Annotated in this window: 20 protein-coding genes; 7 read left to right on the top strand and 13 right to left on the bottom strand. The window is 70.0% G+C overall.

The genetic code is table 11. The features are described 5' to 3' along the window. Nucleotides 1-12: 12 nt before the first annotated feature. On the top strand, nt 13-888 hold the full coding sequence (locus SAM23877_RS23310; RefSeq protein WP_053136642.1) for a transglutaminase-like domain-containing protein: 876 nt from the start codon (nt 13-15) through the stop codon (nt 886-888). A 121-nt stretch (nt 889-1,009) separates the two neighbouring features. On the opposite strand, the gene SAM23877_RS23305 is transcribed toward SAM23877_RS23310, so the two are convergent. From SAM23877_RS23305 to SAM23877_RS23290, 4 genes are all read right to left on the bottom strand, one after another. Further along, nucleotides 1,010-3,415, bottom strand: a complete 2,406-nt coding sequence (locus SAM23877_RS23305) for a hypothetical protein (protein ID WP_053136639.1) — start codon at nt 3,413-3,415, stop codon at nt 1,010-1,012. 159 nt (nt 3,416-3,574) lie between these two features. Further along, nucleotides 3,575-3,997, bottom strand: a complete 423-nt coding sequence (locus SAM23877_RS23300; RefSeq protein WP_053136636.1) for a DUF6113 family protein — start codon at nt 3,995-3,997, stop codon at nt 3,575-3,577. Beyond that, nucleotides 3,994-4,869 (bottom strand): N-acetyl-1-D-myo-inositol-2-amino-2-deoxy-alpha-D-glucopyranoside deacetylase, encoded by an 876-nt coding sequence (gene mshB, locus SAM23877_RS23295; RefSeq protein ID WP_053136633.1) that lies wholly within the window; start codon nt 4,867-4,869, stop codon nt 3,994-3,996. Before mshB ends, SAM23877_RS23300 begins: the two co-directional genes overlap by 4 nt. A gap of 275 nt (nt 4,870-5,144) precedes the next feature. Next, nucleotides 5,145-5,339 (bottom strand): hypothetical protein, encoded by a 195-nt coding sequence (locus SAM23877_RS23290; protein WP_029393692.1) that lies wholly within the window; start codon nt 5,337-5,339, stop codon nt 5,145-5,147. Nucleotides 5,340-5,527: 188 nt separating this feature from the next. Between SAM23877_RS23290 and SAM23877_RS23285 the strand changes: the two genes are divergently transcribed. Then, nucleotides 5,528-7,642, top strand: a complete 2,115-nt coding sequence (locus SAM23877_RS23285) for a S9 family peptidase (protein ID WP_053136630.1) — start codon at nt 5,528-5,530, stop codon at nt 7,640-7,642. A gap of 128 nt (nt 7,643-7,770) precedes the next feature. Here SAM23877_RS23285 and SAM23877_RS23280 read toward each other — a convergent pair whose 3' ends face one another. From SAM23877_RS23280 to SAM23877_RS23260, 5 genes are read right to left on the bottom strand one after another with little or no spacing between them, the layout of a single operon-like run. Then, a complete protein-coding gene (locus SAM23877_RS23280; RefSeq protein ID WP_053136627.1) occupies nt 7,771-8,859 on the bottom strand; it encodes an ABC transporter ATP-binding protein in 1,089 nt (362 codons plus the stop codon). Beyond that, the gene (locus SAM23877_RS23275; RefSeq protein ID WP_053136624.1) at nt 8,852-9,835 is read right to left on the bottom strand and encodes an ABC transporter ATP-binding protein; all 984 of its coding nucleotides are present in this window, start codon (nt 9,833-9,835) and stop codon (nt 8,852-8,854) included. The genes SAM23877_RS23280 and SAM23877_RS23275 overlap by 8 nt, the downstream gene beginning before the upstream one ends. Nucleotides 9,836-9,843: 8 nt before the next feature. After that, nucleotides 9,844-10,824, bottom strand: coding sequence for an ABC transporter permease (locus SAM23877_RS23270; RefSeq protein WP_053136621.1), 981 nt, complete (start codon nt 10,822-10,824; stop codon nt 9,844-9,846). After that, nucleotides 10,817-11,740 (bottom strand): ABC transporter permease, encoded by a 924-nt coding sequence (locus SAM23877_RS23265; protein ID WP_053136618.1) that lies wholly within the window; start codon nt 11,738-11,740, stop codon nt 10,817-10,819. Before SAM23877_RS23265 ends, SAM23877_RS23270 begins: the two co-directional genes overlap by 8 nt. Nucleotides 11,741-11,749: 9 nt before the next feature. After that, on the bottom strand, nt 11,750-13,378 hold the full coding sequence (locus SAM23877_RS23260; RefSeq protein ID WP_053136615.1) for a peptide ABC transporter substrate-binding protein: 1,629 nt from the start codon (nt 13,376-13,378) through the stop codon (nt 11,750-11,752). A gap of 483 nt (nt 13,379-13,861) precedes the next feature. On the opposite strand from SAM23877_RS23260, the gene SAM23877_RS23255 reads away from it, so the two are divergent. The 5 genes from SAM23877_RS23255 (at nt 13,862) to SAM23877_RS23235 (ending at nt 19,989) form a co-directional block, all read left to right on the top strand. Then, nucleotides 13,862-14,887: an ABC transporter permease gene (locus tag SAM23877_RS23255; RefSeq protein ID WP_174532248.1), complete on the top strand. Its 1,026-nt coding sequence runs from the start codon at nt 13,862-13,864 to the stop codon at nt 14,885-14,887. A gap of 80 nt (nt 14,888-14,967) precedes the next feature. Further along, nucleotides 14,968-16,725, top strand: coding sequence for an ABC transporter substrate-binding protein (locus SAM23877_RS23250; protein WP_053136609.1), 1,758 nt, complete (start codon nt 14,968-14,970; stop codon nt 16,723-16,725). 106 nt (nt 16,726-16,831) lie between these two features. Beyond that, nucleotides 16,832-17,812, top strand: a complete 981-nt coding sequence (locus SAM23877_RS23245; RefSeq protein WP_053136607.1) for an ABC transporter permease — start codon at nt 16,832-16,834, stop codon at nt 17,810-17,812. A gap of 72 nt (nt 17,813-17,884) precedes the next feature. Beyond that, on the top strand, nt 17,885-18,922 hold the full coding sequence (locus SAM23877_RS23240; RefSeq protein WP_053136604.1) for an ABC transporter ATP-binding protein: 1,038 nt from the start codon (nt 17,885-17,887) through the stop codon (nt 18,920-18,922). A 26-nt stretch (nt 18,923-18,948) separates the two neighbouring features. Next, the gene (locus tag SAM23877_RS23235; protein ID WP_053136600.1) at nt 18,949-19,989 is read left to right on the top strand and encodes an ABC transporter ATP-binding protein; all 1,041 of its coding nucleotides are present in this window, start codon (nt 18,949-18,951) and stop codon (nt 19,987-19,989) included. A gap of 143 nt (nt 19,990-20,132) precedes the next feature. Here the strand turns inward: SAM23877_RS23235 and SAM23877_RS23230 are convergent, their stop codons facing one another. The 4 genes from SAM23877_RS23230 to SAM23877_RS23215 form a co-directional block, all read right to left on the bottom strand. Beyond that, entirely contained in the window at nt 20,133-21,263 is a 1,131-nt protein-coding gene (locus SAM23877_RS23230) for an ABC transporter ATP-binding protein (protein WP_053136597.1), read from the bottom strand. Between the two features lie 66 nt (nt 21,264-21,329). After that, nucleotides 21,330-22,391 (bottom strand): ABC transporter ATP-binding protein, encoded by a 1,062-nt coding sequence (locus tag SAM23877_RS23225; protein WP_053136594.1) that lies wholly within the window; start codon nt 22,389-22,391, stop codon nt 21,330-21,332. 12 nt (nt 22,392-22,403) lie between these two features. After that, the gene (locus SAM23877_RS23220; RefSeq protein WP_053136590.1) at nt 22,404-23,381 is read right to left on the bottom strand and encodes an ABC transporter permease; all 978 of its coding nucleotides are present in this window, start codon (nt 23,379-23,381) and stop codon (nt 22,404-22,406) included. Nucleotides 23,382-23,481: 100 nt separating this feature from the next. Next, nucleotides 23,482-25,275: an ABC transporter substrate-binding protein gene (locus tag SAM23877_RS23215; RefSeq protein ID WP_174532247.1), complete on the bottom strand. Its 1,794-nt coding sequence runs from the start codon at nt 25,273-25,275 to the stop codon at nt 23,482-23,484. Between the last annotated feature and the right edge of the window lie 68 nt (nt 25,276-25,343).

Raw genomic sequence — 25,343 nt, 5'->3', positions numbered from 1 at the left:
CACGAGCCGGACATGCGTCATCCTCATCCCCCGTCGCCGGAGCGCTCCGCCGAACTGCGGCGGCGGTTCGCCGAGGAAGCCCGGTCCGAACGGCCCGATCTGGCGGCGCTCTGCCTGCTGGTGGGCGCGCAGGCGGACGGGACGCTGGACGACGCGGGCCTGGACGCCGCGCAGATGGAACTGGACCTGCTGGCCGGGCAGCTGCCGTTCCGGCCGGGTTCGCCGGAGGCCTGGGCGGCGGCGGTGCGGGACCTGCTCGGCGAGCGCTACGGGTTCCACGGGGTCGCGGCGGACTACCAGCGGCTGGAGTCGTCATTGCTGCACGAGGTGCTGCGGCGCCGGCGCGGGCTGCCGATCATGCTGTCCGTGGTGTGGCTCGAGGTGGCCCGGCGGGCGGGGGCCCCGGTGTACGGGGTCGCGCTGCCGGGGCACTTCGTGATCGGCTTCGGGCCGGAGACCGGTCCGGGGCCCGGGTCGCAGGAGGGGCGGGTGCTCGCCGACCCGTTCGACGGCGGGCGGGTGCTCAGCGGGAACGACGCGGAGGTGCTGGTGGCGGGCGCCACGGGGGCCGGCCTGCGGGCGTCGATGCTGGAGCCCGCGGCGCCGCTGGACGTGGTGGCGCGCGTCCTGAACAACATCCGGGCGTGGGCGGCGGCCCGGCCTGAGCGCTCGGACGTCGGCTTGTGGGCGATCGAGCTGGCCCTGCTGCTGCCGGCGCACGCGGCGCGGCTGCGGTACGAGCGGGCCCGGTTGCTGGTGCAGCGCGGGGAGTTCACGACGGGGGCCGGGGAGTTGGAGGCGTACGCCGAGGTGGTGGCCGCGGTGGACGAGACGGTCGCGGAGCAGGTGCGCGGGGAGGCACGGGCGGCCCGCGCGATGCTCAACTAGACCGGCGCCGACGCCCTGCCCGGCTCCCGCGCCGGTGCGCGACGACAGGACGCGCCCGCGCCGGTGTGCGACGACAGGGGGCGCCCGGCGGTCGCCGGGCGCCCCCTGTCGTCGTGCGGTGTCAGCTCGGGTTCGTCTCGACGACGGCCACGCGGTCGGTCTTGCTCTTCAGGGCCGGGCGCATGGCGCTGATGACGTCCTCCGGGGTCACGGGGGTCTTCTTGCCGTTGCCCCGGGTGACCAGCACGCCGTCGTACGCGCCGCCGTACAGTTCCTTCAGCGCGGCCTTGTCGTACTGCTCGACCAGCTTGCCGCCGACCGGCTTGACGGCGAGGAACTTCCACAGGGAGTTCTGGGGGCTGAACTTGACCTCGACCCCGCCCGCCTCGACCGTGACGATGCCCGACATCGCCGGCTCGGCGAACTCCTTCAGCATCCGGTCGACCTCGGCGTCGGAGACCGTGGGCTGCCGGCTGGTGGTCGGCACGTTCACCGGGGTGGCGGTGCCCGTCTCCACCTGGGCGCGGTACGCCGCCTCGACGGCCTCCGTCGACTTGTCGACGTCGATGCCCTTGCCCGCCTTGCCGTACACCGGCACGGCCTTGCCGGACTCGAACCTGATCGTGCCCTCGGTCACCGACCCGGCGCCGCCGGCGGCGTCCGCCAGGGCGGCGTGCAGCTTCTCCTCGTCGACGGGCATGACCGGCTCGACGACCCGCTGCTGTCCGAAGAGCGAGCCGATCACGGAGACCGGGTTGTAGTCGCTCTTCGCCGCGGAGCTCGCCGTGGCCTGGGTGTCGATCTGCAGGCCCGCCTGGTCCGGCTTCAGGGAGACCGTCTCGCCGCCCACCGTGAGCTTGAGCGGCTTGCTCGCGCGCGCGGAGAGGACGTCGTCCAGCTTCTCGACGGCGTCGTCGCGCGTGCCGCCGCCGATGTCGACGCCGAGCACGCTCGTGCCCTTCGGCACGTCGGAACGGTTCATGAGCAGGCCGGCGCCGTAGGTGACACCGGCGACGACGACCAGGCCGCCGACGAGCAGCGGGAGCTTGCCGCGCCCCTTCTTCTTCTTGGCCGGCTTGGCGGAGCTCGCCGGGGGCGTGGAGACCGGCTCGGGGAGCTTCGGGGGCGTGTGCGGCAGCGGTCCGTCGGCGGGCGCGGCGGACTGGAACGGCGTGCTCCGGTCGGCCGGCACGACGGGGATGCCGCTGGTGACGGTGTTGCCGGAGACGTTGTCCGGGTTGCCGTAGCCGGGGGGAACCGGCTTCTGCGGGGTGAGGATCGCGGTGTCGTCGCTCAGCCCGCCACCCGGGCCGCGCCGGGCGGCGTCGGGACCGGCGGCGGCACCGGGGCCCTGGGGCATGCCCGGGCCGCCCGGTCCTCCGAGACCACCGGGACCACCTGGACCGCCGGGGCCACCCGGGACACCGGGGCCACTCGAGCCACCAGGATCGCGCAGACCGTCGGGGCCGCCCGGGCCAGCAGGACCACCAGGACCGCGCAGGCCGTCGGGGCCGCCCGGGCCACCGGGGCCCCGCAGGCCGTCGGGCGCGGGGGCGCCGGGGCCCGTGGGCGTGCCCGGGACGCCGGGGCCGCCGACCGGGGGCGGCGTCAGCGCGCTGTCACCGGTGACCGGGCCGCTCGTCGGGCCCGCGGGACCGCCGCCGTACGGCGACTGCCCGTTCGGGCCGTGGTGCTCGTCGCGGGGCGCGGCGGCCTGGTGGCCCTGGCCGTTCCCCGAGAAGTACGGCAGGTCGTCGCGGCGCGGTCCGCCGTCGGCGCCCGGACCGTTGCCGTTGCCGTTGCCGTTGAGGTTGCCGCCGCCGTTTCCGTTGCCCAGCGGGCCCGCCGCCAGAGCCTCGGTCACGTCGAAGGAGCCGGTGCCGCCGCCGTGGCCGGGCGCCACCGGGCCGCCGGTCGCGCCGGCCCCGTTGGTGGACCCGGACCGGGAGCCGCCCGGCACGTTCATGGAGCCGACGACGCCACCGGGACGGCCACTCCCGCCGCCCGGTCGCGCGGCACCTGCGCCGGCGCCGGGAGCGCCCGCTCCTGGGCCGCCCGACGTCGCGGCCGAACCGCCGGACTGACCGGCGCCGTTGGCGGATCCGCCGCCCTGCGCGCCCTTGGCCGGGCCGGACTTGCGCGGCGCGAACCAGTCGCTGGTCGGCTTGTCGTCGGCCGGGCCGGCGTGCTGTGCGGGTTCGGCGGGAGTCTCGCCGGCGCTCGCGGGCGCGGCGGGGCCCGGCTCGGACCGCTCGGCCGTCTCCGCGTCGGCGGTGTCGCCCTCGGCGTCCGCGACGGGCTTGCGCATGACGACCGGCGGGATGGGCCGTGATCCGGGGATGTTGATCCGGATGCGGGTCGTCAGCGTCGTCTCGGTCTTGCGCTCCTCCGGCCGCGAGGCCGAACGGCCCGCTTCCGCACCGGCGTCGGGAGCCGTGGGTGTCCCGTAGGGCGGGGTGCCCGACGGGTATGCGGCTCCGCCGCGCCCGTGGGGCCCGGAGGACGAACTGTCAGTTTCACGACTCAAGGCAGGTTCTCCCGGTTGGCTCCGCCGCCCGTCACCCCTTCAGAGCGGGCGGCCCGGCGGCGCGCGCACCACCATACTGGCCACTTCTCGCGCGTATCCCGTGACCGCCGGGGAAACCCACACGGGACTCCCACGCCGACGTCATGGCGAAGCAGTACGTCACTTGCGAAGTCGGACGGCGTCGCCGTCCGGTTGCCGCACCGGCGCGAGGGTGGCGCACATCACAGCGACGGCGATCCCGCCGAGCAGGAAGAGATAGGAGCCGCTGCCCGCGGCGAAGAGGAAATCGCCCTCCGGACGGCTGGTGGTGAGCAGGACCACGGCGAGGGCCCAGCCCGCGGCGGGCGCGACGGCCCCGCCCCGGCGCCCCGCGGCCCGGCCCGCGCCGAGGCAGAGTCCCGCCTCGGCGGCCAGCGCGAGCAGCAGCCCGCCCGGGAACCACGCGGGCTGAAGCAGCGCCCCGGCCACCCCGACCACGGCACCGAGCACGAAGAGGCCCAGGTAGAGGGCGGCCCGTCCCAGGGACGGCGCCCGCAGGGGCTGGGCCAGGGCGGAGGTCGTCGGCTCGTCGCGCCCGCTCACGACGCCTCCTCGATCTCGATCCCGGCGAACAGGTCGCTCTCACGCGCGTCCGCGTCACCGGCCCGCTCGCCGCGCACCAGTTCGTAGTACTCGGTGGTGAAGAGCGGCTGGGCCAGTGCGTTGGAGAGGACGAAGTACGGCTCGGCCACGGTGATCTGTGTGGCGTGCGCGCGCATGGCGGCGGCCTTGGCGGCGCGGGCGGAGGCGTCGCCGCGGATCTCGGTGGTGATCAGCTCGTCCGCCACGACGCCCGGTACGTCCTCGACACCGGCCGCCTCGTCGAACGGCAGCCCGGGCAGCGCCTCGCCCAGCCGGGCGAAGGCGTCCTCGGCGACGGTGCGCGGCACGCGGTTCCAGTAGACCTTGGCGACCGGGCAGCCGGCCTCGTCCGCCAGCTCGACGGCGCGCATGGCGATGCGGTGGGCCTGGATGTGGTCGGGGTGGCCGTAGCCGCCGTCGGGGTCATAGGTGACGAGGACCTGCGGGCGTACCTCGCGGATCACCTCGACGAGGAGCTCGGCGGCCCGGTCGACGTCCGCCTGCCACAGGCAGCCGGGGTCCTCGTTGTCGGGCAGGCCCGTCATGCCCGAGTCGGCGAAGCGTCCCGGTCCGCCCAGCAGCCGGACGTCGTCCACGCCGAGCTCGCGCATCGCGGCCGCCAGCTCATCGCGGCGGTGCCCGCCGAGGGCGGCTCCGGTCAGGTGCGCGAGCTCGGGCGGGATGACCTCGCCCCGCTCGCCGAGCGTGCAGGTCACCAGCGTCACGTGGGCGCCCTCGGCCGCGTACCTGGCCATGGTGACGCCGTTGTTGATCGACTCGTCGTCCGGGTGCGCGTGCACCAGCAGCAGACGCCGGGCGGGCTGTTCCGTCATGGGTCCACCCTATGAGGCGGCGCGCTCGTCCTCGTACCGCGGGAGACCGTCCGTGGAGAGTGCCCGCTCCGCGACGGTGCGCGGAGCGGGACGAGGGCGGTGACCGGACCAGGGGCAGGTGGGCGACGGTGCGCGCGGACGCCCTGTCCGTGACCCCCAGGGCTTGTCCATCGCCGTCCGGGCCGCCGGCGGCGCTGCCGTGAGTGGGCAGTCGAAGCCGGCGCATCCCCCGGCTCGCGGGGCGGCGGGGGCCCGGGCCGACTTCGCGACCGCCGTCAGAAGTTGATGCTCCCGATCATCCCCGCGATGTTCGTCGTCAGCTCACTGATCGTGGGCGCGACGGTCGACGAGGCCAGGTAGAAGCCGAGGAGCATGCACACGACCGCATGCCCCGCCTTCAGTCCTGACTTCTTGACCAGCAGGAAGACGATGATCGCCAGCAGCACAACCGCCGAAATCGAGAGTGCCACGGCGGCTCACCTCCAATGGGCCCAGGGACACGGGGGGGGTCGGACGCAGTCAGAGCTCGGAGCAGATAAATCCACGCAGCGGGCATCTGGTTGGTACCCACTATGCGCTAGTGATCATAACTATCCGTGCGCGCGCATCTCTCGGCGCACGGCCGCACAAGGGGGCGCATGGCCAATATGGTCAAGGCATGACGACCGAGCCCGATTCCTTCCCCAAACGACACGCCCGCACCCAGCGGTTCACGCTCGGCGCGCCGCGTTCGTTCACCGTGGCGCCCGACGGTTCACGGGTCGCCTTCCTGCGCTCCGGTTCCGGTGCGGACCGGGCCAACGCACTGTGGGTCCTCGACGTCGAGGAGGGCGGGGAGCGCGTCGCCGCCGACCCGCGCGCCCTGCTCGGCGGTACCGAGGAGCGCCTGTCGCCCGAGGAGCGGGCACGGCGCGAGCGCAGCCGCGAGGGCGGCGCGGGCATCGTCGGCTACGCCACCGACGCGGCCGTCGAGCTGGCCTCCTTCGCCTTGTCGGGGAGGCTCTTCGCGGCCGAGCTGCGGGCCGGGACGGCGCGCGAACTGCCCGCCCCGGGACCGGTGATCGACCCGCGCCCCTCCCCCGACGGACGGCACATCGCCTACGTCGCCCGGGGCGCCCTGCGCGTGGTGGGAGCCGAGGGGGACGGGGACAGGGCGCTGGCGGAGGCCGACGCGGAGGGCGTCACCTACGGGCTGGCCGAGTTCATCGCCGCCGAGGAGATGGCACGCAGCCGGGGCTTCTGGTGGGGCCCGGAGTCGGACCGGCTGCTGGTGGCGCGCGTGGACGACACGCCGGTCAGCCGGTGGTGGATCTCCGACCCCGCCCACCCCGAGCGTGATCCACACCACGTGCCGTACCCGGCGGCGGGCACCGCCAACGCGGACGTACGCCTGTTCGTGGTGGAGCTCGACGGGGGGCGCACGGAGGTCCTCTGGGACCGGGTGCGGTATCCGTATCTGGCGCGAGTGCACTGGTCAGCGGCGGGTGCACCGCTCCTCCTCGTACAGGCGCGCGACCAGCGCAGCCAGTTGTTCCTGGCGGTGGACACCGAGTCCGGCACGACCCGGATGGTGCACGCCGACGAAGATCCAACTTGGCTGGAACTCTTCCCCGGCGTGCCCTGCTGGAGCCCGTCCGGGCAGCTCGTGCGGATCACCGACGAGGGCGGCGCGCGGGTGCTGGCGGTCGGCGAACGACCGCTCACCGGAGCACCGTTGCACCTGCGGGCCGTACTGGACGTCTCCGGCGACGACGTGCTGGTTTCCGCGTCGGCCGGTGCGGAAGCGGCCGATCCGGAGACCGGCGAGGTGCATGTGTACCGGGTGAACGAACTCGGCGTGGAGCGCGTCTCGCAGGAGGCCGGCGTGCACTCGGCGGTGCGCGCGGGGGGCGTGACCGTTCTCGTCTCCGCGACGCTCGACCGGCCCGGTGCCCGGGCCCAGGTGCTGCGGGACGGGAAGCCCGCGGCGATCGTGGCCTCCTATGCCGAAGACCCCGGTTTGTCCCCGCGCGTGACGCTCACCCAGGGGGGCGCACGCCGTGTCCCGTGCGCCGTGCTTATGCCAAGGGACTACCACGGTGACACCCCCCTCCCCGTCCTCCTGGACCCGTACGGTGGCCCCCACGGCCAGCGCGTGGTCGCCGCGCACAACGCCCACCTCACCTCGCAGTGGTTCGCCGACCAGGGGTTCGCGGTGGTCGTCGCCGACGGCCGGGGCACTCCCGGACGGTCGCCGGCCTGGGAGAAGGCCATCAAGGACGACGTGGCCGCCGTCGTGCTCCAGGACCAGGTGGACGCGTTGCAGGCCCTCGCCGCCGACTTCCCGCTCGACCTGAACCGCGTCGCCATCCGCGGCTGGTCCTTCGGCGGGTACCTGGCCGCGCTGGCGGCGCTGCGCCGGCCGGACGTCTTCCACGCCGCGGTCGTGGGCGCCCCGGTCACCGACCTGCGCCTCTACGACACCCACTACCAGGAGCGGTACATCGGCCACCCCGACGAGCAGCCGGAGGTCTACCGCCGCAACTCGGTGATCGACGACGCGGGCCTGGTGGACGCGGCCGAGCCGCACCGCCCGATGATGATCATTCACGGGCTGGCGGACGACAACGTGGTCGTCGCCCACTCCCTGCGCCTGTCCTCGGCCCTGCTCGCCGCCGGCCGCCCGCACGAGGTGCTCCCGCTGTCCGGCGTCACGCACATGACCCCGCAGGAGTCGGTCGCCGAGAACCTGCTGCTGCTCCAGGTGGACTTCCTCAAGCGGTCGCTGTCCTGACGTGCCGCGGGCGCACCGAACGCTTTAACACGCGGGCAACTTCACCGAAGCGGTACCGATATACGGACGCGGCACGCTGATCAGCGTACGGCCGTGCGGGTGCCGTAAGCGGGCCGGGGAGCGCCATGTCACCCCGGCCCGCTGCCGTGCCCGCCCTTCGGCTCGCCGTTACCGCTACCGTCGCCGTCCGTCTCCGGCGGCACCACCTGCTTCTCCTCCGCGAAGTGGCACGCCGAGTCGTGGGCCGCGGGACCGGTGGCGTGCCGGAACTCCGCGGGCACCGCGAGCGCCGGTACCTCCAGGGCGCAGCGCTCCCGCGCCTTCCAGCAGCGGGTGCGGAAGCGGCATCCGGACGGGATGGCGGTCGGCGAGGGGACGTCACCGGCCAGGATGATCCGCTCGCGGCGCTCCCGGGCCTCCGGGTCGGGCACGGGCACCGCGGACAGCAGGGCCTGGGTGTACGGGTGCGTGGGGTGGTCGTAGATCTCGGCGTCCCGGCCGGTCTCCACGATGCGGCCGAGGTACATCACGCCGACCCGGTCCGAGATGTGCCGGACGATCGACAGGTCGTGGGCGATGAAGATGTAGGACAGGTCGAACTCGTCCTGGAGCCGGCCCAGCAGGTTGATGACCTGCGCCTGCACGGACACGTCGAGGGCCGACACCGGCTCGTCGGCGACGATGATCTCGGGGCGCAGGGCGAGTCCGCGGGCGATGCCGATGCGCTGGCGCTGGCCACCGGAGAACTGGTGGGGATAGCGGTTGATGTACTCCGGGTTCAGGCCGACCACGTCCAGCAGGTGCTGGACGCGTTGCCGCCGGTCGCCCTTCGGGGCGACCTCCGGATGGATGTCGTACGCCTCCCCGATGATGTCGCCCACCGTCATCCGGGGGTTGAGGGAGGTGTAGGGGTCCTGGAAGACCATCTGGATGTTGCGGCGTACGGCCTTCAGGGCCCTGCCCGACAGTCCGGTGATGTCCTCGCCCTTGTAGCGGATCTCGCCGGCCGTCGGCTTCTCCAGGCTGACCAGCATCTTGGCGACCGTCGACTTGCCGCAGCCGGACTCGCCGACGATGCCGAGGGTCTCGCCGCGGTCGAGGTGGAAGTCGACGCCGTCGACCGCCTTGACCGCCCCGACCTGCTTCTTGAAGAGGATGCCGGTGGTGAGCGGGTAGTGCTTGACGAGGCCCCGGACCTCCAGGATCGGCTCAGCCATGCAGGCACTCCCTCCAGAAGTGGCAGGCGCTGCCCCGCTCCGCCGGCGAGTCCGTGACCTCGTACAGCGGCGGTACGTCGGTGCGGCAGACGTCCTGGGCCATCGGGCAGCGGGGGTGGAAGGCGCAGCCGGGCGGGATGCGGGTGAGGTTGGGCGGCAGGCCCTTGATGGCGTAGAGCTCCTGGCCCTTCTGGTCCAGGCGCGGGATGGAGTCCAGCAGGCCGCGGGTGTACGGGTGGGCCGGTGCCTTGTAGATGTCGTGGACCGGTGCCGTCTCCACGATCCGGCCCGCGTACATCACGGCGATCCGGTCGGCGACGTCCGCGACCACGCCCAGGTCGTGGGTGATGAGGATCAGGCCCATGTGCAGCTCGCGCTGGAGTTCCGCCAGGAGGTCCATCACCTGGGCCTGGACGGTGACGTCGAGGGCGGTGGTGGGCTCGTCGGCGATGATCAGTCTGGGCTCCAGGGCCATCGCCATGGCGATCATGATGCGCTGGCGCATGCCGCCGGAGAACTGGTGCGGGTACTGGCCGACCCGCTCCTTGGCGGCCGGGATGCGCACGCGGTCCATCAGCTCGACGGCCTTGGCGCGGGCGTCCTTGCGGGACATCCCCCGGTGCACGGTGAACATCTCGCCGAGCTGGTCGCCGACGGTCAGGACGGGGTTCAACGACGACAGCGCGTCCTGGAAGATCATCGCCATCTCGGCGCCGCGGACCTTGCGGCGTTCCTCCTCCTTGAGCTTCAGCAGGTCCCGGCCCTCGAAGAGGACCTCCCCCGCGGTGATCCGGCCCGGCGGCATGTCGAGGATGCCCATGACCGTCTGGGCGGTGACGGACTTGCCGGAGCCGGACTCGCCGAGGACGGCAAGGGTCTCGCCCGCGTCCACGCCGTAGCTGACGCCGTTGACGGCCCTGGCGACCCCGTCCCGGGTGCGGAACTCCACGTGCAGGTCGCGCACTTCGAGCAGCATGCGGCGGCTCACCTCAGCTTCGGGTCGAGGGCGTCGCGCACCGCGTCGCCGAGCATGATGAACGCGAGGACGGTGATCGCCAGCGCCCCCGACGGCCACAGCAGGGCGTGCGGGGCGTTGCGGACGTAGGGGGCGGCGGCGGAGATGTCGATGCCCCAGGAGACGCTGGGCGGCTTGAGCCCGACGCCGAGGAAGGACAGGGTCGCCTCCAGGGAGATGTAGGTGCCGAGCGCGATGGTCGCCACGACGATCACGGGCGCGACCGCGTTGGGCGCGATGTGCCGCAGCAGGAGGCGGGAGTTGGAGGCGCCGAGGGCCCGGGCGGCCTGGACGTAGTCGTTCTGCTTGGCGGTGATGACGGAGCCGCGGGCGATGCGGGAGATCTGCGGCCAGCCGAGCAGCACGATGAAGCCGATGACCGGCCAGACGGTGTTGCTGGTGATGACGGAGAGCAGGACCAGGCCGCCGAGGACGACCGGGATGGCGAAGAACACGTCGGTGATCCGGGACAGGACCGAGTCCCCCGCGCCGCCGAAGAACCCGGCGAGCCCGCCGAGCACGCTGCCGAGGACGGCGACGCCGAGGGTGGCGAGGACGCCGACCGCCACCGAGGTGCGGGCGCCGTAGACGGTGCGGGTGTAGACGTCGCAGCCCTGGCCGTTGAAGCCGAAGGGGTGGCCGGCCTGGGAGCCCTCCTGGGCCTTGGCGAGGTCGCACTTGAGGGGGCTGCCGGAGGCGATCAGGGAGGGCCAGATCGAGATGACGACCAGGAAGAGGATCACCAGCGCCGAGACGATGAAGACGGGGTTGCGGCGCAGGTCGTGCCAGGCGTCGGACCAGAGGCTGCGCGGCTTGTCCTGCGGGTTCGCTCCGTCGGGGCCGGGCGGCTGCTCCAGCGTGATCGCCTCGCTCGCGCCGAGGTCCATCGTCCCGCCCATACCGGTTCCGGCGATGGCGCGCTCGGGCTCGTAGGGCTGCTGGTCAGGCATAGCGGATCCTCGGGTCGAGTACGGCGTACAGGAGGTCGACGAGGAGGTTGGCGACGAGGAAGACGAGGACCAGGACGGTGACGAAGCCGACGACGGTCTGCGTGTTCTGCCGCAGGATGCCCTGGTAGAGCTGGTAGCCGACGCCGTGGATGTTGAAGATCCGCTCGGTGACGATGGCGCCGCCCATCAGGGCGCCGATGTCGGTGCCGATGAAGGTGACGACCGGGATGAGGGAGTTGCGCAGCAGGTGCCGGGTGATGACCCGGTGGCGGGGCAGGCCCTTGGCGACGGCGGTGCGTACGTAGTCGGAGCGCCGGTTCTCCGCGATGGAGGTGCGGGTCAGACGGGTGACGTACGCCAGGGAGACCGAGGCGAGGACCAGGCCGGGGACGATCAGCTCGCCGAAGGCCGCCTCGGAGGAGACGGCCGGGTCGATCCACCCCCACTCGACGCCGAGCAGCAGCTGGAGCAGCAGGCCGGTGACGAAGGTCGGCACGGAGATGACGACCAGGGTGAGCAGCAGGACCCCGGTGTCCACCGGCCGGCCGCGGCGCAGGCCGGTGACGACACCGAGGACGATGCCGACGACGATCTCGAAGAGGATCGCCACGATCGTCAGCCGGATGGTGACCGGGAAGGCCGTGCCCATCAGCTCGGTGACCGGCTGCCCGTTGAAGGCGGTGCCGAAGTCCCCGGTGAAGACGTTGCCCATGTAGGTCAGGTACTGCTGCCACACGGGCTTGTCGAGGCCGAACTCTTTCCGCAGCTGCGCGGCGGTCGCCGGGTCGCACTCCCGGTCGCCGCAGAGTCCCGCGACGGGGTCGCCCATCACGTTGACCATCAGGAAGATCAGCAGCGTGGCCCCGATGAAGACCGGGATCATCTGGAGCAGCCGCCGGACGACGTAGCGTCCCATGGCGCCCCCTCAGCCGACCTTGATCTCGTTGTAGACCGGGACGCTGAACGGGTTGAGCTCCACGTCGGACAGCCGGTCGGAGTAGCCGGCGCTGCCGTTCTGGTACCAGAGCGGGATGGCCCCCATCTCGTCCCGCAGGACCTCCTCGGCCTGCTGGAAGAGGCCGACGGCCTTGGCGGTGTCGGGCTCCGCGTTGGCCCGGTCGACGAGGTCGTCGAACTCCTCGTTCGACCACTTGCCGTCGTTGGAGGAGGCGTTGGTGTAGTACAGCGGCTGGAGGAAGTTCTGGATGAGGGGGTAGTCCATCTGCCAGCCGGCCCGGAAGGGGCCGCTCATCTTGCGGTCCGTGATCTGGTTGCGGAAGTCGGCGAAGGTGCCGACGGGGTTCCCGACGCAGGCGCGGTCGTTGTCCAGGGCGTTGTTGATGGAGTTGCAGACCGCGTCGACCCACTGTCCGTGGGAGCCGGTGTCCGCGTTGTAGGTGATCTTCACCTGGCCGCCGGGCAGTCCGCCGCCGTCCTTGACCAGCTTCTTGGCCTCGTCGGGGTTGTACTCGCAGGCCTCGCCGCACAGGCCCTCCTTGAAACCGCCGTCCTCGCCGAGCACGGGCGAGGTCCAGTCGGTGGCCGGGGTGCGGGTCTGCTGGAAGATCGTGTCGGTGATCTGCTTGCGGTCGATCGCCATGGAGAGGCCCTTGCGGACCTTCTCGGAGCCCGGCTTGTTCCAGGCCTCGTCGTAGAACGGGAAGGCGAGGGTCTGGATGATGCCGGCCGGGGTGTTGATGTACCGGTCGCCGAGGTCGTTCTTCACGTTCTTGAGCTGGGCGGCGGGGACGTCGTCGACCAGGTCGAGGTTGCCGGCCATCAGGTCGGTGTAGGCCGTGTTGTTGTCGGTGTAGACCTTCAGGTCGACGCCGCCGTTCTGCGCCTTGTCGTCGCCCGGGTACTCCTCCCACTTCCGCAGGGACATCTGGGAGCCGCGGGTGTAGTTGTCGACCTGGTACGGGCCGTTGCCGACCGGCTTCTTCACCCAGGCGTCGTGGTCGTCGAAGAACGCCCTGGGCAGCGGCGCGAAGGCCGGGTAGCCGAGGGTGTCGGGGAACGTCGAGAACTTCTGGCTGAGCCTGACGGTGAAGGTGCGGGGCCCGGTGACCTTGAGCCCGGACAGGGTGTCGGCGCTCTGCTCGCCCCCGTCCTCGGGGTGGGCCTTGTCGTAGCCGTCGATGTAGCTGAAGAAGTAGGCGTTGCGCTGGTTGTTCTTCAGGCTGGCGCCGTAGTTCCAGGCGTCCACGAAGGACTGGGCGGTGACCTTCTCGCCGTTGCTGAAGGTCCAGCCGTCCTTGACGGTGACGGTGAAGTTCTGCGAGTCGGAGGTCTCGATCTTCTCGGCGAGCATGTCCTGCGCCTCGCCGGTCTTCGGGTCGTACTTCTTCAGGCCCCGGAAGATCATGTCGAGGACCTTGCCGCCCTGCACCTCGTTGGTGTTGGCGGGCTCCAGCGGGTTCTGCGGGTCACCCCAGGAGGAGCTGAGCACCGCGCCGGTGTCCCCGCCACTCCCGCCCCCGCCTCCGCAGGCCGTCGCCGCGAGAGCTGCCGCCGCAGCGCATGCGGCCCATCTGGCGTGCGTCGCTCCGCGCATGGAGTGCCTCCTCGTGCCCTCTGGTCCATTACCGGCCAGCATCAGGGCAAAAGGTGCACACCGCACACGCATACCTCCCTTTGGAGGAACCCAACATCACACCGCCCCCGCCTGACGGTGCGTCGGGGCGGAGTGCTATAACCCGCCGCAAAGGATCTTGAACATGGAGCGCAACGGATCTTCACCATCCGATGCCGAACCGTTGGATTCAGAACGCTCGGTGTACACATTTCGACGATCTCGCGTCCGCATAACGAACGCCTTGCCTGATTAGTCCAGTTGGCCCGATGTAGGGCACGGATCGATCACGGCACACTACACGCGTAGCTACGGTTCACCCAAGAAAGGGTAAAGAAGGTAAAGAGAAAGCCAAGCCGCTCCAGATTTTATTGACCTTGAACGAATTGCGTTGAAAAAGTCCGGCGTAGCCCGTAGGGGGACGCCCTGCGGAGTCATCAGACCCTCCCTTGGGCCAGGAGCACCATGACCCCCCCAACTCCATCAGCGGCTGCCCCGCTCGAGGTGACCGACGACAGCGTCGTCACGTCGCCGACGCCCTCCCCGCGGGGCAGCGAGAGCCGTTCCCCCGGGCGCCTGGCCTGGACCCGCTTCAAGCGCGACAAGACGGGCGTCATATCCGCGTGCATCGTGATCTTCTTCTTCGTGATCGCGCTCGCGGCTCCACTCATAGCCAAGCTCTACGGCAAGAACCCGTACACGACCTACGCCAGTGAGCGCCCCGAACTGCTGGACCCCTTCTCCTACCCGGCCGGTCCCAACGGCGGGATGAGCGGTGAGTTCTGGTTCGGCATCGAGCCGCAGCTCGGCCGGGACGTGTTCACGTTCCTGCTCTACGGCATCCGCACGTCGCTGGGCATCGCGGTGGCCGCCACCCTGCTCACCGCGATCGTCGGCGTGGTCGTGGGCATCACAGCGGGCTACCTCGGCGGCAAGACCGACTACTTCGTCAGCCGGGTCATCGACATCCTGCTCTCGTTCCCGTCCACGCTCTTCTTCATCGCCTTCATGCCGGTGGTCTACGGCCTGTTCGTCGCGAGCGACGAGAACATCCCGACCTCACTGCGCGCCGTCTCGCTGATCCTCGTGCTGTCGGCCTTCGGCTGGGCGTCCCTCGCCCGGTTGCTGCGCGGCCAGGTCCTCGGCCTGCGCGAGCGGGAGTTCGTCGAGGCGGCCAAGGTCACGGGCGCGTCCCCGTTCCGGATCGTCTTCAAGGAACTGCTGCCCAACCTGTGGACGCCGATCATCATCCAGTCCACCCTCATGCTCCCGGCGTTCGTCACCGCCGAGGCGGGGCTGGCCTTCCTCGGCGTCGGCATCATCGACCCGACCCCGGACTGGGGCGTCATGATCCAGCGCGGCGCCCAGTTCTACACCGAGGACCTCACCTTCATGCTCTTCCCGGGCGTGTCGATGGTGCTCTTCGTCCTCGCCTTCAACCTCCTCGGCGACTCGGTGCGCGACGCGCTCGACCCGAAGTCCAAGCGCTGACCCCTCCGTTCCGCCCCGGCTCGTTCAACGCCGTCCGGCCGGCCGTCCCGTCCCGTTCGTCCTCCTCTGGCAGGTGCCTCATGTCTTTCTCCCGTAGAAACTTCCTCATAGCCACCGGTGTGGTCGCGGCTTCGTCCACGGTGCTGACCGCATGCGGCGGGGACGGTGGCTCCTCCGCGAAGCACGACGGCCCCAAGGTCAGCGGCAGCGAGACCATCGAGATCGCGGTCGGCTCCAAGGCCGACTCGGCCGGCCCGGCGCCCGAGGTCAAGGGCGCGGTCAAGGGCGGGACGATCTACTCGCTGGACCAGTTCGACATGGACCACATGGACCCGGCGCAGATCTACGTCTCGACCGAGGCCGCCATCACCGTGCCGATCATGCGCGGTCTGACCGGCTACAAGATCGACGACAAGGGCGTCACCACCCTGGTCGGCGACGCCGCCACGGACGCCGGCACCATGAAGGACGGCGGCCGGACCTGGTCCTTCACCCTGAAGGACGGCCTGAAGTGGGAGGACGGCTCGGACGTCACCGTCGAGGACGTCCGCCACACCTTCGAGCGCATCTTCGCCCCGTTCATCACCGAGGGGCCGATCTTCGTCCAGAGCTGGCTCGAGGGCGGCGACAAGTACAAGGGCCCCTACGAGGGCAAGCACCTCGACTCCATCGAGATCGACGGCAACACCATCACCTTCCGCCTCAACGAGGCGCGCAGCGACTTCAACTTCACGGTCGCCATGCGTGGTTACTCCCTGGTGCCCAAGAAGCTCGACACCAAGGAGAAGTACGACAAGAAGCCGGTCTCCTGCGGCCCGTACAAGATCAAGAGCCGTAGCGTCGGCAAGTCCATGACCTTCGTGCGCAACGAGCACTGGGACCCGAAGACGGACCCGATCCGCAACGCCTACCCGGACGGCTACCACTTCCAGTTCGGCTTCGAGCTGGTCGCCTCGACCGACCGCTACATCGCGGACAAGGGCAACGACCAGTACACGATGTCGATCTTCAATGAGATCGCCCCCGAGCGCATCGCGCAGGTGCTCACCAACGCCGAGTACAAGAAGCGGGTCCTCACCCGGGTCGACACGGTCACCTACTACTGGCCGATCAACACCACCCGCATCACGGACCTCAAGGTCCGCCAGGCGATCAACTGGGCGTGGCCGCACCAGCAGCTCCAGACCATCAGCGGCGGTGCCTACAGCACCGAGATCGCCACCACCATCCTCAGCCCGGTCACCCCCGGCTACCAGAAGTTCGACCTCTACGGCACGACGAAGAAGCCCGGCGGCGACCCGGCCAAGGCCAAGGCGCTGCTGAAGGAGGCCGGCAAGCTCGGCCAGAAGCTCGTCATCGCCTACCAGCAGTCGGACACGCAGGTGAAGGTCGCCGTCGCGGTCAAGAACGCCCTGGAGGCGGCCGGCTTCGAGGTCGTGAACAAGCAGGTCGACAAGTCGACCTTCTACACCCAGATCGGCAAGATCGACAACGAGTACGACCTGTTCGGCGCCGGCTGGAGCCCCGACTGGCCGAACGGCTACTCGGTCTTCTACCCCTGCTGGCACGGCGAGAACATCGGCGACGGCCGCAACAACTACGCCCAGCTGAACGACACCGGTGTGAACAAGGCGATCGACGCCGCCGCGAAGATCACCGACCCGGACGAGGCCAACAAGGCCTGGGGCGCCATCGACCGCCAGATCATGGAACTCGCGCCGGTCGTCCCGGACTACCACAAGATCCGCAACTGGATGTACGGATCCAAGGTCGGCAACGTCGTCTACGACGGCGGCAACAACTGCATCGCGCTCTGCAAGCTCTACGCCAAGAAGTAAGCGCGAACGAACCCCGAGGGGCGGTCACCATCCACGCGACCGCCCCTTGGGGCCCACCCCCCTCCACGCCCCCGGCGACGGCGCCCCGTCCGGAAAGTCACGCCCCATGCTCCGCTTCCTAGTCCGCCGAGTCATCGGTGCGATGGTCATCCTGCTGATCATCAGTGCCGTCACCTTCTGGCTCTTCTACGCGATCCCGCGTGACCCCGCGATGATGTCCTGCGGAAAGAACTGCACGCCGGAGGCCCTGGAGAAGATCCGGCAGAACATGGGCATCGACGAGTCGATCGTCATGCAGTTCTGGCACTGGCTCGTGGGCGTGTTCTCCGGACGCGACTACGGCGGGTACGGCTACTGCGACGCGCCCTGCCTCGGTTACTCGTTCGCCAACAACGAGCCCGTGTTCGGCACGATCATGGACCGCCTGCCGATGACCCTCTCACTCGCCTTCGGCGCGGCGTTCTTCTTCCTGATCATCGGTGTCGGCGCGGGCATGCTCGCCGCGCTCAAGCAGGGCAAGTTCCTGGACAAGTTCGCCAGTTCGGTGTCGCTGCTCGGCTCCTCGCTCCAGATCTACTTCGTCGGCTACGTCGCCATGTTCTTCCTGGTCTCGGAGCTCGGCATCTTCAGCCAGCCCTCGTGGACGCCGTTCTCCGAGAACCCGGCCGCCTGGCTCTCCGGTCTGCTGCTGCCCTGGCTGGTGCTGTCGATCATCTTCACCGCCAACTACACCCGTATGACGCGCTCCCAGATGGTGGAGCAGCTCAGCGAGGACTACGTCCGCACCGCCCGCGCCAAGGGCCTGTCCCGGGCCAACGTCTTCTTCCGGTTCGCCTGGCGCGGCGCGATGGGCCCGATCGTCACCCTCTTCGGCATCGACCTGGGCACTCTGATCGGCGGCGCCATCATCACCGAGTCGGTGTTCTCCCTCCCGGGCATCGGGCGGCTCGCGGTGCAGGCCGTGAACCAGAGCGACCTGCCCATGCAGCTCGGTGTCACCGTGCTCGCGGCCGGCGCGATCGTGTTCTTCAACATCATCGTCGACGCGGTCTACGCCCTCATCGACCCGCGGATCCGGCTCGCCTGACCTCCGCCGCCGTAGTCGCCCCTCCCACCGCCCCACCCGGCTACCCCCCGCATCACCTCCTGGAGCGTCCCCGTGACGAGCACCGAACAGCAGCCCTTCCTCTCCGTCAGGGACCTGAAGGTCCACTTCTCCACCGAGGACGGCATCGTCAAGGCCGTCGACGGGCTCTCCTTCGACCTCGCCAAGGGCAAGACGCTCGGCATCGTCGGCGAGTCGGGCTCCGGCAAGTCGGTCACCAACCTGACGATCCTGGGCCTGCACGACCGGGACCGCACCGCGATCGACGGCGAGATCGTCCTCGACGGCAAGGACCTGCTCACCGCCACCGAGCGCGAGCTGGAGCGGCTGCGCGGCAACAAGATGGCGATGATCTTCCAGGACGCGCTGGCCTCGCTGTCGCCGTACCACACCATCGGCAAGCAGATCAGCGAGACCTACCGCAAGCACACCGGCGCCTCCAAGAAGGAGGCCCGGGAGCGGGCGATCGAGATGCTGCGCCGGGTGGGCATCCCGCAGCCGGAGGTCCGGGTCGACGACTACCCGCACCAGTTCTCCGGCGGTATGCGCCAGCGCGCGATGATCGCCATGGCGCTGGTCTGCGACCCCGAGCTGCTCATCGCGGACGAGCCGACCACGGCCCTGGACGTGACGGTCCAGGCGCAGATCATGGACCTGCTCAAGGACCTCCAGCAGGAGTTCGGCACGGCCATCATCTTCATCACCCACGACCTCGGTGTCATCGCGGACATCGCGGACGACGTGCTGGTGATGTACGGCGGCCGGTGCGTGGAGCGCGGTACCAAGCACGAGGTGCTGCGCGACCCGCAGCACCCGTACACGCTGGGCCTGATGAGCTCCATGCCGAGCCTCGACGGTCCGGTCGACGTGCCGCTGGAGCCGATCCCCGGTTCGCCGCCCTCGCTGCTGAACCCGCCCACCGGCTGCCGGTTCCACCCGCGCTGCGCCTTCGTCGAGAAGGTCCCCGGCGGGCTGTGCTCCTCGGAGCAGCCCCTGCTCCAGGTGGAGAAGGGCCGGGGGTCCGCCTGCCACCTGCCCCCGGAACAGCGCCAGGAGCTGTTCGCCGACTTCGCCGGTACCCGGCACAACTGACGTACAAGAGACAGGACTTCACCATCATGAGCAACGCGGAAACGCTCCTGGACGTCAGCGGTCTGACCAAGCACTTCCCGATCAAGGGCGGCTTCCCGATCCCGCGGACCGTCGGTGCGGTCCGGGCGGTGGACGGCCTGGACTTCACGGTGCGCGAGGGCGAGAGCCTCGGCCTGGTCGGTGAGTCCGGCTGCGGCAAGTCGACGACCGGCCGGCTGATCACCCGCCTGATGGAGCCCACGGGCGGCAAGGTCACCTACCGGGGCCAGGACATCACGCACGCCGGGCGCCGGGCACTCGCGCCGATCCGGTCCGAGATCCAGATGATCTTCCAGGACCCGTACGCGTCCCTCAACCCGCGGCAGACGGTCGGCAAGATCATCTCGGGTCCGATGGAGATCAACGGCATCGACCCGGCCGGCGGTCGGGAGAAGCGCGTCCGGGAGCTGCTGGAGACCGTCGGTCTCAACCCCGAGCACTACAACCGGTTCCCGCACGAGTTCTCCGGCGGCCAGCGCCAGCGCATCGGCGTCGCCCGCGCCCTGGCCCTGGAACCGAAGCTGATCGTGGCCGACGAGCCGGTCTCCGCGCTCGACGTGTCCATCCAGGCCCAGGTGGTGAACCTGCTCCAGAAGGTGCAGAAGGAACTGGGCATCGCGTTCGTGTTCATCGCCCACGACCTGGCCATCGTGCGGCACTTCTCCCAGCGCGTCGCGGTCATGTACCTCGGTAAGATCATGGAGATAGCCGACCGCGACGACCTGTACGACAACCCGCGGCACCCCTACACGCGCGCCCTGCTGTCCGCCGTACCCGAGGCCACCGTGGACGACACGCCCCGCGAGCGCATCCGGCTCGTGGGTGACGTGCCGTCCCCGATCAACCCGCCCTCGGGCTGCCGCTTCCGCACCCGGTGCTGGAAGGCGACGGAGAAGTGCGCGTCCGAGGTGCCGCCGCTGGTGCAGGTGGAGGGCAACAAGCCCGGACACCTGACCGCGTGCCACTACCCGGAGACGGATGACGTACCCTCGCCCCGTCTCACCAAGAGCCCCCGGGCGGCCGCCTGACAACACCCCTTTTCTGTCGGCACCGCCCGCGGAACGGACCTCCTCGGCCCATTGACCCGAGCCCGGAACGTCCGCTCCAGGGAAACCGAGGGCCCGCGCCTCCCCAGGCGCGGGCCCTCGGTCCGTTCACGGGCACCGGCGGGTCAGGCGGACCGGTCCTTGTCCGCCTCCTCCAGCGCGGCCAGCGCCGGGTCCAGGACGATGTCCTCCTCGCGGGCCGCGATCGTCGGCTCCTCCGGGAAGTGGCAGGCCGTCAGGTGACCCTCGCGGTTGCCCTCGATGCGCACCAGCGGCGGCACCTCGCTCGCGCACTTGTCCTGGGCCTTCCAGCACCGGGTGCGGAAGCGGCAGCCCGAGGGCGGGTTGATCGGGGACGGCACGTCGCCGGCCAGGCGGATGCGCTCGCGCCGGCCGGTCTCGCCGTCCGCGAGGTTCACCTCGGGCACGGCGGACAACAGGGCGTGGGTGTAGGGGTGCCGCGGCCGGGTGTAGATGGAGTCCCGGTCCCCGACCTCGATCACCTTGCCCAGGTACATGACGGCGACGCGCTGGGAGAAGTGCCGGACGACGGCCAGGTCGTGGGCGATGAACAGGAAGGCGATGCCCAGTTCCTTCTGCACCTTCTGGAGCAGGTTCACCACCTGGGCCTGGATGGACACGTCGAGCGCGGAGACCGGCTCGTCGGCCACGATCAGCTTCGGCTCCAGGGCCAGGGCGCGGGCGACGCCGATGCGCTGGCGCTGGCCGCCGGAGAACTCGTGCGGGAACCGGTTGTAGTGCTCGGGGTTGAGGCCGACGGTCTCCAGCAGCTCCCGGACGCGCTTCTCCCGGCCGCCGGCCGGGTCGATGCCGTTGATCTCCATCGGACCCGAGATGATCTTGCCGACCGTCTGCCGCGGGTTCAGCGAGGAGTACGGGTCCTGGAAGATCATCTGGATCTCGGACCGGATCGGCGCGAGACCCCTGCGACTGGCGTGGGAGATGTCCTGGCCCCGGTACGTGATCCGCCCGCCGGTCGGCTCCATCAGGCGGGTGATCAGCCGGCCCGTGGTCGACTTGCCGCAGCCGGACTCACCGACCAGGCCGAAGCTCTCGCCGGAGTGCACGGTCAGGTCGATGCCGTCGACGGCCTGGACATGGCCCACGGTCCGCCGGATGGGGAAGCCGCCCTTGACCGGGAAGTGCTTGGTCAGGCCCTCCGCCACCAGCAGCGGCTCCCCCGGCCCGCCGGCCGCGGCCTCGCGCGGGGCGGGGAGGACGAGGTCTTCTTTCATGATTCCTCTTTCATGCGGCGGGCAGCTCCTCCTTGCGGGCGTCACGGCCCGTGGGCCGGTCGGGCCCTAGCCCAGTCGGGGCTTGATCTCTTCGATGAAGATGGTCCGCTTCTGCTCCGCCGTCAGGTGGCACGCGGACGACCGGTCCTCGCCCAGCAGCGGTCGTTCGGTCACGCAGCGGTTGCCGCCGACCCGGTCCTGGAACGTGCAGCGGGGGTGGAAGCGGCAACCGGAGGGCGGGCCGAGCAGCGACGGCGGCGTGCCGGGGATCGGCTCGAGCGCGGCGCTGAGGTCGGAGTCCAGTCGGGGCATCGAGTTCAGCAGGCCCCAGGTGTACGGGTGCCGGGGCGCCCTGAGCACCTCCTCGGTGCTCCCCCGCTCGATCGCGCTGCCCGCGTACATCACCATGATGTCGTCGGCGATGTCGGCGATGACACCGAGGTCGTGGGTGATGAAGACGATCGCCGAGCCGAACTCCTGCTGGAGGTCCTTGAGCAGGTCCAGGATCTGCGCCTGCACCGTCACGTCCAGCGCGGTCGTCGGCTCGTCGGCGATCAGCAGGTCGGGGTCGCAGACCAGCGCCATGGCGATCATCGCGCGCTGGCGCATACCACCGGAGAACTGGTGCGGGTAGTCCTTGGCGCGCTGGGCCGGGTTGGGGATGCCGACCTTGCCGAGCATCTCCACCGCCCGGTTCCACGCCTCCTGCTTGGAGCAACCGGTGTGCTTGCGGAACGGCTCGGCGATCTGCCGGCCCACGGTGTAGTACGGGGACATCGCCGTCAGCGGGTCCTGGAAGATCATGGCGATCCGGTTGCCGCGCAACCGCTCCAGCTCCCGCTCGGTGGCGGTGACGAGTTCCTTGCCGTCGAAGACGATCTCGCCGTCGACGGTGGTGGTCCGCGGGTTGTGCAGGCCCAGGATCGTCAGGTTGGTCACGGACTTGCCCGAGCCGGACTCGCCGACGATGCCCAGGGTCCGGCCCCGCTGCACGTCGAAGGAGAGCCCGTCGACCGCCTTGACGACACCGTCCTCCGTGGCGAACCGCACGCTCAGGTCCCGGACCGACAGGAAGCCCTCCGGCCCGGTGGGGGGCGGCGCGTCCTCGGTCTTGGTCAGTGTGGTCACGGGGTCCTCTTCCTAGGAAAGCCGGACGCGTGGGTCGATCCAGGCGTACGCGATGTCGACGAGGATGTTCAGGATCAGGATCATGAAGGCCCCGACCAGCATGACGCCCATGGTCAGCGGCAGGTCCTTGTTGACCGCGCCGTCCACCGCGAGCCGGCCGATGCCCTGGAGCGAGAAGGTCAGCTCGGTGACGACGGCGCCGCCGAGCAGGCTGGAGAGGTCGATGCCCAGGATGGTGACGATCGGGATCAGCGAGCCGCGCCAGGCGTAGCGGAAGAAGACGTACTTCTGCGACATGCCCTTGGCGCGGGCGGTGCGCACATGGTCCTCCGCCAACTGCTCGATCAGCGAGGAGCGCGACATACGGGTGTACTGGGCGGTGAAGATCGTGGCCATCACGACCATCGGGATGGACAGGCCGACGAGCCAGCCGACCGGGTCGTCGGTGAAGGGGACGTACTTGGGGTCCTCCATCCAGCCCGTGCTGTAGACGAAGACCGCCAGGGCGATCGGGCCGAGGAAGTAGATCTGGAAGGAGCTGAGCACCATGGAGGCGCCGGTGGCCACCTTGTCCACGTTCGATCCGCGCCGGAAGGCGGCGATCATGCCCGTGCCCAGGCCCACGACGAGGAAGACGAGCGCGGCACCGATGGTCAGCGACACCGTGAGCGGGAAGCGGTCCATGATGGTGTCCCAGACGAGATCACCCGAGTAGAAGGACTGCCCGAGGCATGGTGCGGAGCAGTGCCCGGTGGGGAAGTCACGCCCCATGACGATGCCGGACATGAATTCCCAGAACTGCTGGGCGATGGGCTCGTTGAGGCCGAGCACCTCGCGGATCTCCTCGAGCCGTGCGGCCGAGCAGTCCTTGCCGCAGGCGAGCGAGGCGTAGTCGGACGGGCCGGCGACGAAGAGGAAGAACGTCGCGGCACCGATCAGGAACAGGGTGACGGCGGCACCGACCGTGCGCCGGATGATGAACTGAAGCATGGCGGGTGGGCTGCTCTCTGCGGAGGCGGTCGGACAGTTTCACCGGAACCCTGGGGGTGCGCTCCGCCTGGTGCGCACCCCCGCGGTCAGCCGTAGAGCGTCACGACTTCAGGAACAGGCCGTTCACGTCGATGTAGCTGGACTCGGTGCTGTAGCGCGCGCCGCCGACGTTCGAACCGTAGAGCTGGAACTGCTTCGTGTACCAGAGCGGGGCGGCCGGGTTGACCTCTTCCAGGATGTAGCGGTGCACTTCCTTCCAGGTCGCCGCGGCCTCGGTCGGCTCCTGGGTGAGCGCCTTCTTGATCAGTTCCTGGACCTTGGGGTCGTTGATGTGCGAGTAGTTCGGCGAGCCGTCGGCGATCTGGTCGCCGTCGTAGACCGGCGTGACGACCGTGCCCGGGGACGGCCAGTCCTGGCCCCAACCCGTGATGTACATGTCGTACGGGTTCTTCAGCTTGCCGATCTGCTCGTAGAAGCTGGCCGCGTCGATCTCCTTGGAGACCACCTCGATGCCGACCTTGCTCAGGGCGTCCTCGATGGCCACCTTGTGCTTCTGGCCGGCCTCGTTGTTGCGGTAGGCGAAGACGAGCTTCTTCTCGGCGGCCGGGACGTCCTTGAGGAGTTCCTTGGCCTTCTCGATGTTGCCGGACGGCGCCTTCAGTCGGCCGTACGGGTCGTAGTCCGCCTCGTAGCCCGGGAGGGTCGGAGCGAACAGGTTCGGTGCGACGTCACCGCCGTACGCGCCGCCCTCGCCCGCGATGAGCGACTTGGAGTTCACCGCGTGGGTGATGGCGTCGCGGACCTGCTTGTTCTTCACCCGGTCGAGGTTGAACGTCAGCGTCATGACGTAGGGCTGGTAGCCCTTGATGGTGCGCTTGTTGACGGCCGGGTCGCTGACGACGTCCTGGATCTGGGTCGCCTCCACGGCCCGGGTGAGCTGGATGGCGTTCTTGGCGTCGCCCTGGTCGGCGATCAGACGCTTGGTCTGCGTCGACTCGGTGACGCCGAAGTCGAAGTTGAAGCCGTCCACGTACTGGTGGCGCACGGCGTCGGTCTTCGGGTCCCAGTTCTCGTTCTTCACGAGCTTGAGGGACTTGCCGACCTTGTACTCGGCGATCTTGTACGGGCCGGTGGAGACGGGGGCCTTGTCGTACTTCTCCTTGGTGTCGGTCTCCTCCGGCACGACCGAGTAACCCGGCATGGCCAGCGTCTGCGGCAGGTCGGGGCGCGCGGTGTCGAAGTGGAAGACGACCGTCTTGTCGTCCGGCGTCTCCAGGACGGAGTCCGGCAGGTGCTTGTCGCCGAAGCCGCCGTCGGGCAGGGCGTCACGGTACTTGGCGCCGCTCAGCCAGGTCTGGAGGTAGGTCGGGCCGTCGAAGATGAACTTGGCGTACTGGCGCTCGACGGTGTGCCGGATGTCGGCGGACGTGATCGGGTTGCCGTTCTGGTCCTTGACGCCGTCCTTGAGCGTGAACGTCCAGGTCTTGCCGCCGTCCGAGGACTTGCCCGAGTCGGTGGCGAGGTCGCCGACGACGGAGACGTTGCCCTTACCGTCCTCCTGGAAGTTGGTCAGACCCCGGAAGATCAGGTTGCTGACCTGGCCCGCGTCGGAGACGTAGATCTGGCCCGGGTCGAGGTGGGACAGGCCCGCCTCCTCGTAGACGTTGATGGTGCCGCCGGGCTTGGCACCGGGGACCTCCTTGGCCGGGCCGGTCGAGGCCGCGGTGTCGCCGTAGGTGACCGCCTTGGACTGGACCTCGGCCTCCTGCTGGTCCTTCTTGGAGTCCTTGCCGGAGTCCCCGCCCTTGTTCTCCGAGCATCCGGTGAGGACCAGCGAGCCTGCAGCGAGCGCGACCATCGCGGCGCGCGCGGTGCGAGAGTTGAACGACTTCATGTGGTGATGCACCTGCCTGTCGGGTTTGTTATCCACTGAGCACTGCTGTGCACTGCCTGACGCGGCCG

It is taken from the genome of Streptomyces ambofaciens ATCC 23877 (genome assembly GCF_001267885.1).
Taxonomy (GTDB): domain Bacteria; phylum Actinomycetota; class Actinomycetes; order Streptomycetales; family Streptomycetaceae; genus Streptomyces; species Streptomyces ambofaciens.
This window is presented reverse-complemented; position numbering and strand designations above follow the sequence as displayed.

Coding starts and splice junctions, on each gene's coding strand:
- SAM23877_RS23265 (WP_053136618.1), bottom strand. CDS start 11,740: ATGGGACGCTACGTCGTCCGGCGGCTGCTCCAGATGATCCCGGTCTTC.
- SAM23877_RS23260 (WP_053136615.1), bottom strand. CDS start 13,378: ATGCGCGGAGCGACGCACGCCAGATGGGCCGCATGCGCTGCGGCGGCA.
- mshB (WP_053136633.1), bottom strand. CDS start 4,869: ATGACGGAACAGCCCGCCCGGCGTCTGCTGCTGGTGCACGCGCACCCG.
- SAM23877_RS23235 (WP_053136600.1), top strand. CDS start 18,949: ATGAGCAACGCGGAAACGCTCCTGGACGTCAGCGGTCTGACCAAGCAC.
- SAM23877_RS23245 (WP_053136607.1), top strand. CDS start 16,832: ATGCTCCGCTTCCTAGTCCGCCGAGTCATCGGTGCGATGGTCATCCTG.
- SAM23877_RS23275 (WP_053136624.1), bottom strand. CDS start 9,835: ATGCTGCTCGAAGTGCGCGACCTGCACGTGGAGTTCCGCACCCGGGAC.
- SAM23877_RS23250 (WP_053136609.1), top strand. CDS start 14,968: ATGTCTTTCTCCCGTAGAAACTTCCTCATAGCCACCGGTGTGGTCGCG.
- SAM23877_RS23255 (WP_174532248.1), top strand. CDS start 13,862: ATGACCCCCCCAACTCCATCAGCGGCTGCCCCGCTCGAGGTGACCGAC.
- SAM23877_RS23215 (WP_174532247.1), bottom strand. CDS start 25,275: ATGAAGTCGTTCAACTCTCGCACCGCGCGCGCCGCGATGGTCGCGCTC.
- SAM23877_RS23280 (WP_053136627.1), bottom strand. CDS start 8,859: ATGGCTGAGCCGATCCTGGAGGTCCGGGGCCTCGTCAAGCACTACCCG.
- SAM23877_RS23310 (WP_053136642.1), top strand. CDS start 13: ATGCGTCATCCTCATCCCCCGTCGCCGGAGCGCTCCGCCGAACTGCGG.
- SAM23877_RS23220 (WP_053136590.1), bottom strand. CDS start 23,381: ATGCTTCAGTTCATCATCCGGCGCACGGTCGGTGCCGCCGTCACCCTG.
- SAM23877_RS23270 (WP_053136621.1), bottom strand. CDS start 10,824: ATGCCTGACCAGCAGCCCTACGAGCCCGAGCGCGCCATCGCCGGAACC.
- SAM23877_RS23230 (WP_053136597.1), bottom strand. CDS start 21,263: ATGAAAGAAGACCTCGTCCTCCCCGCCCCGCGCGAGGCCGCGGCCGGC.
- SAM23877_RS23285 (WP_053136630.1), top strand. CDS start 5,528: ATGACGACCGAGCCCGATTCCTTCCCCAAACGACACGCCCGCACCCAG.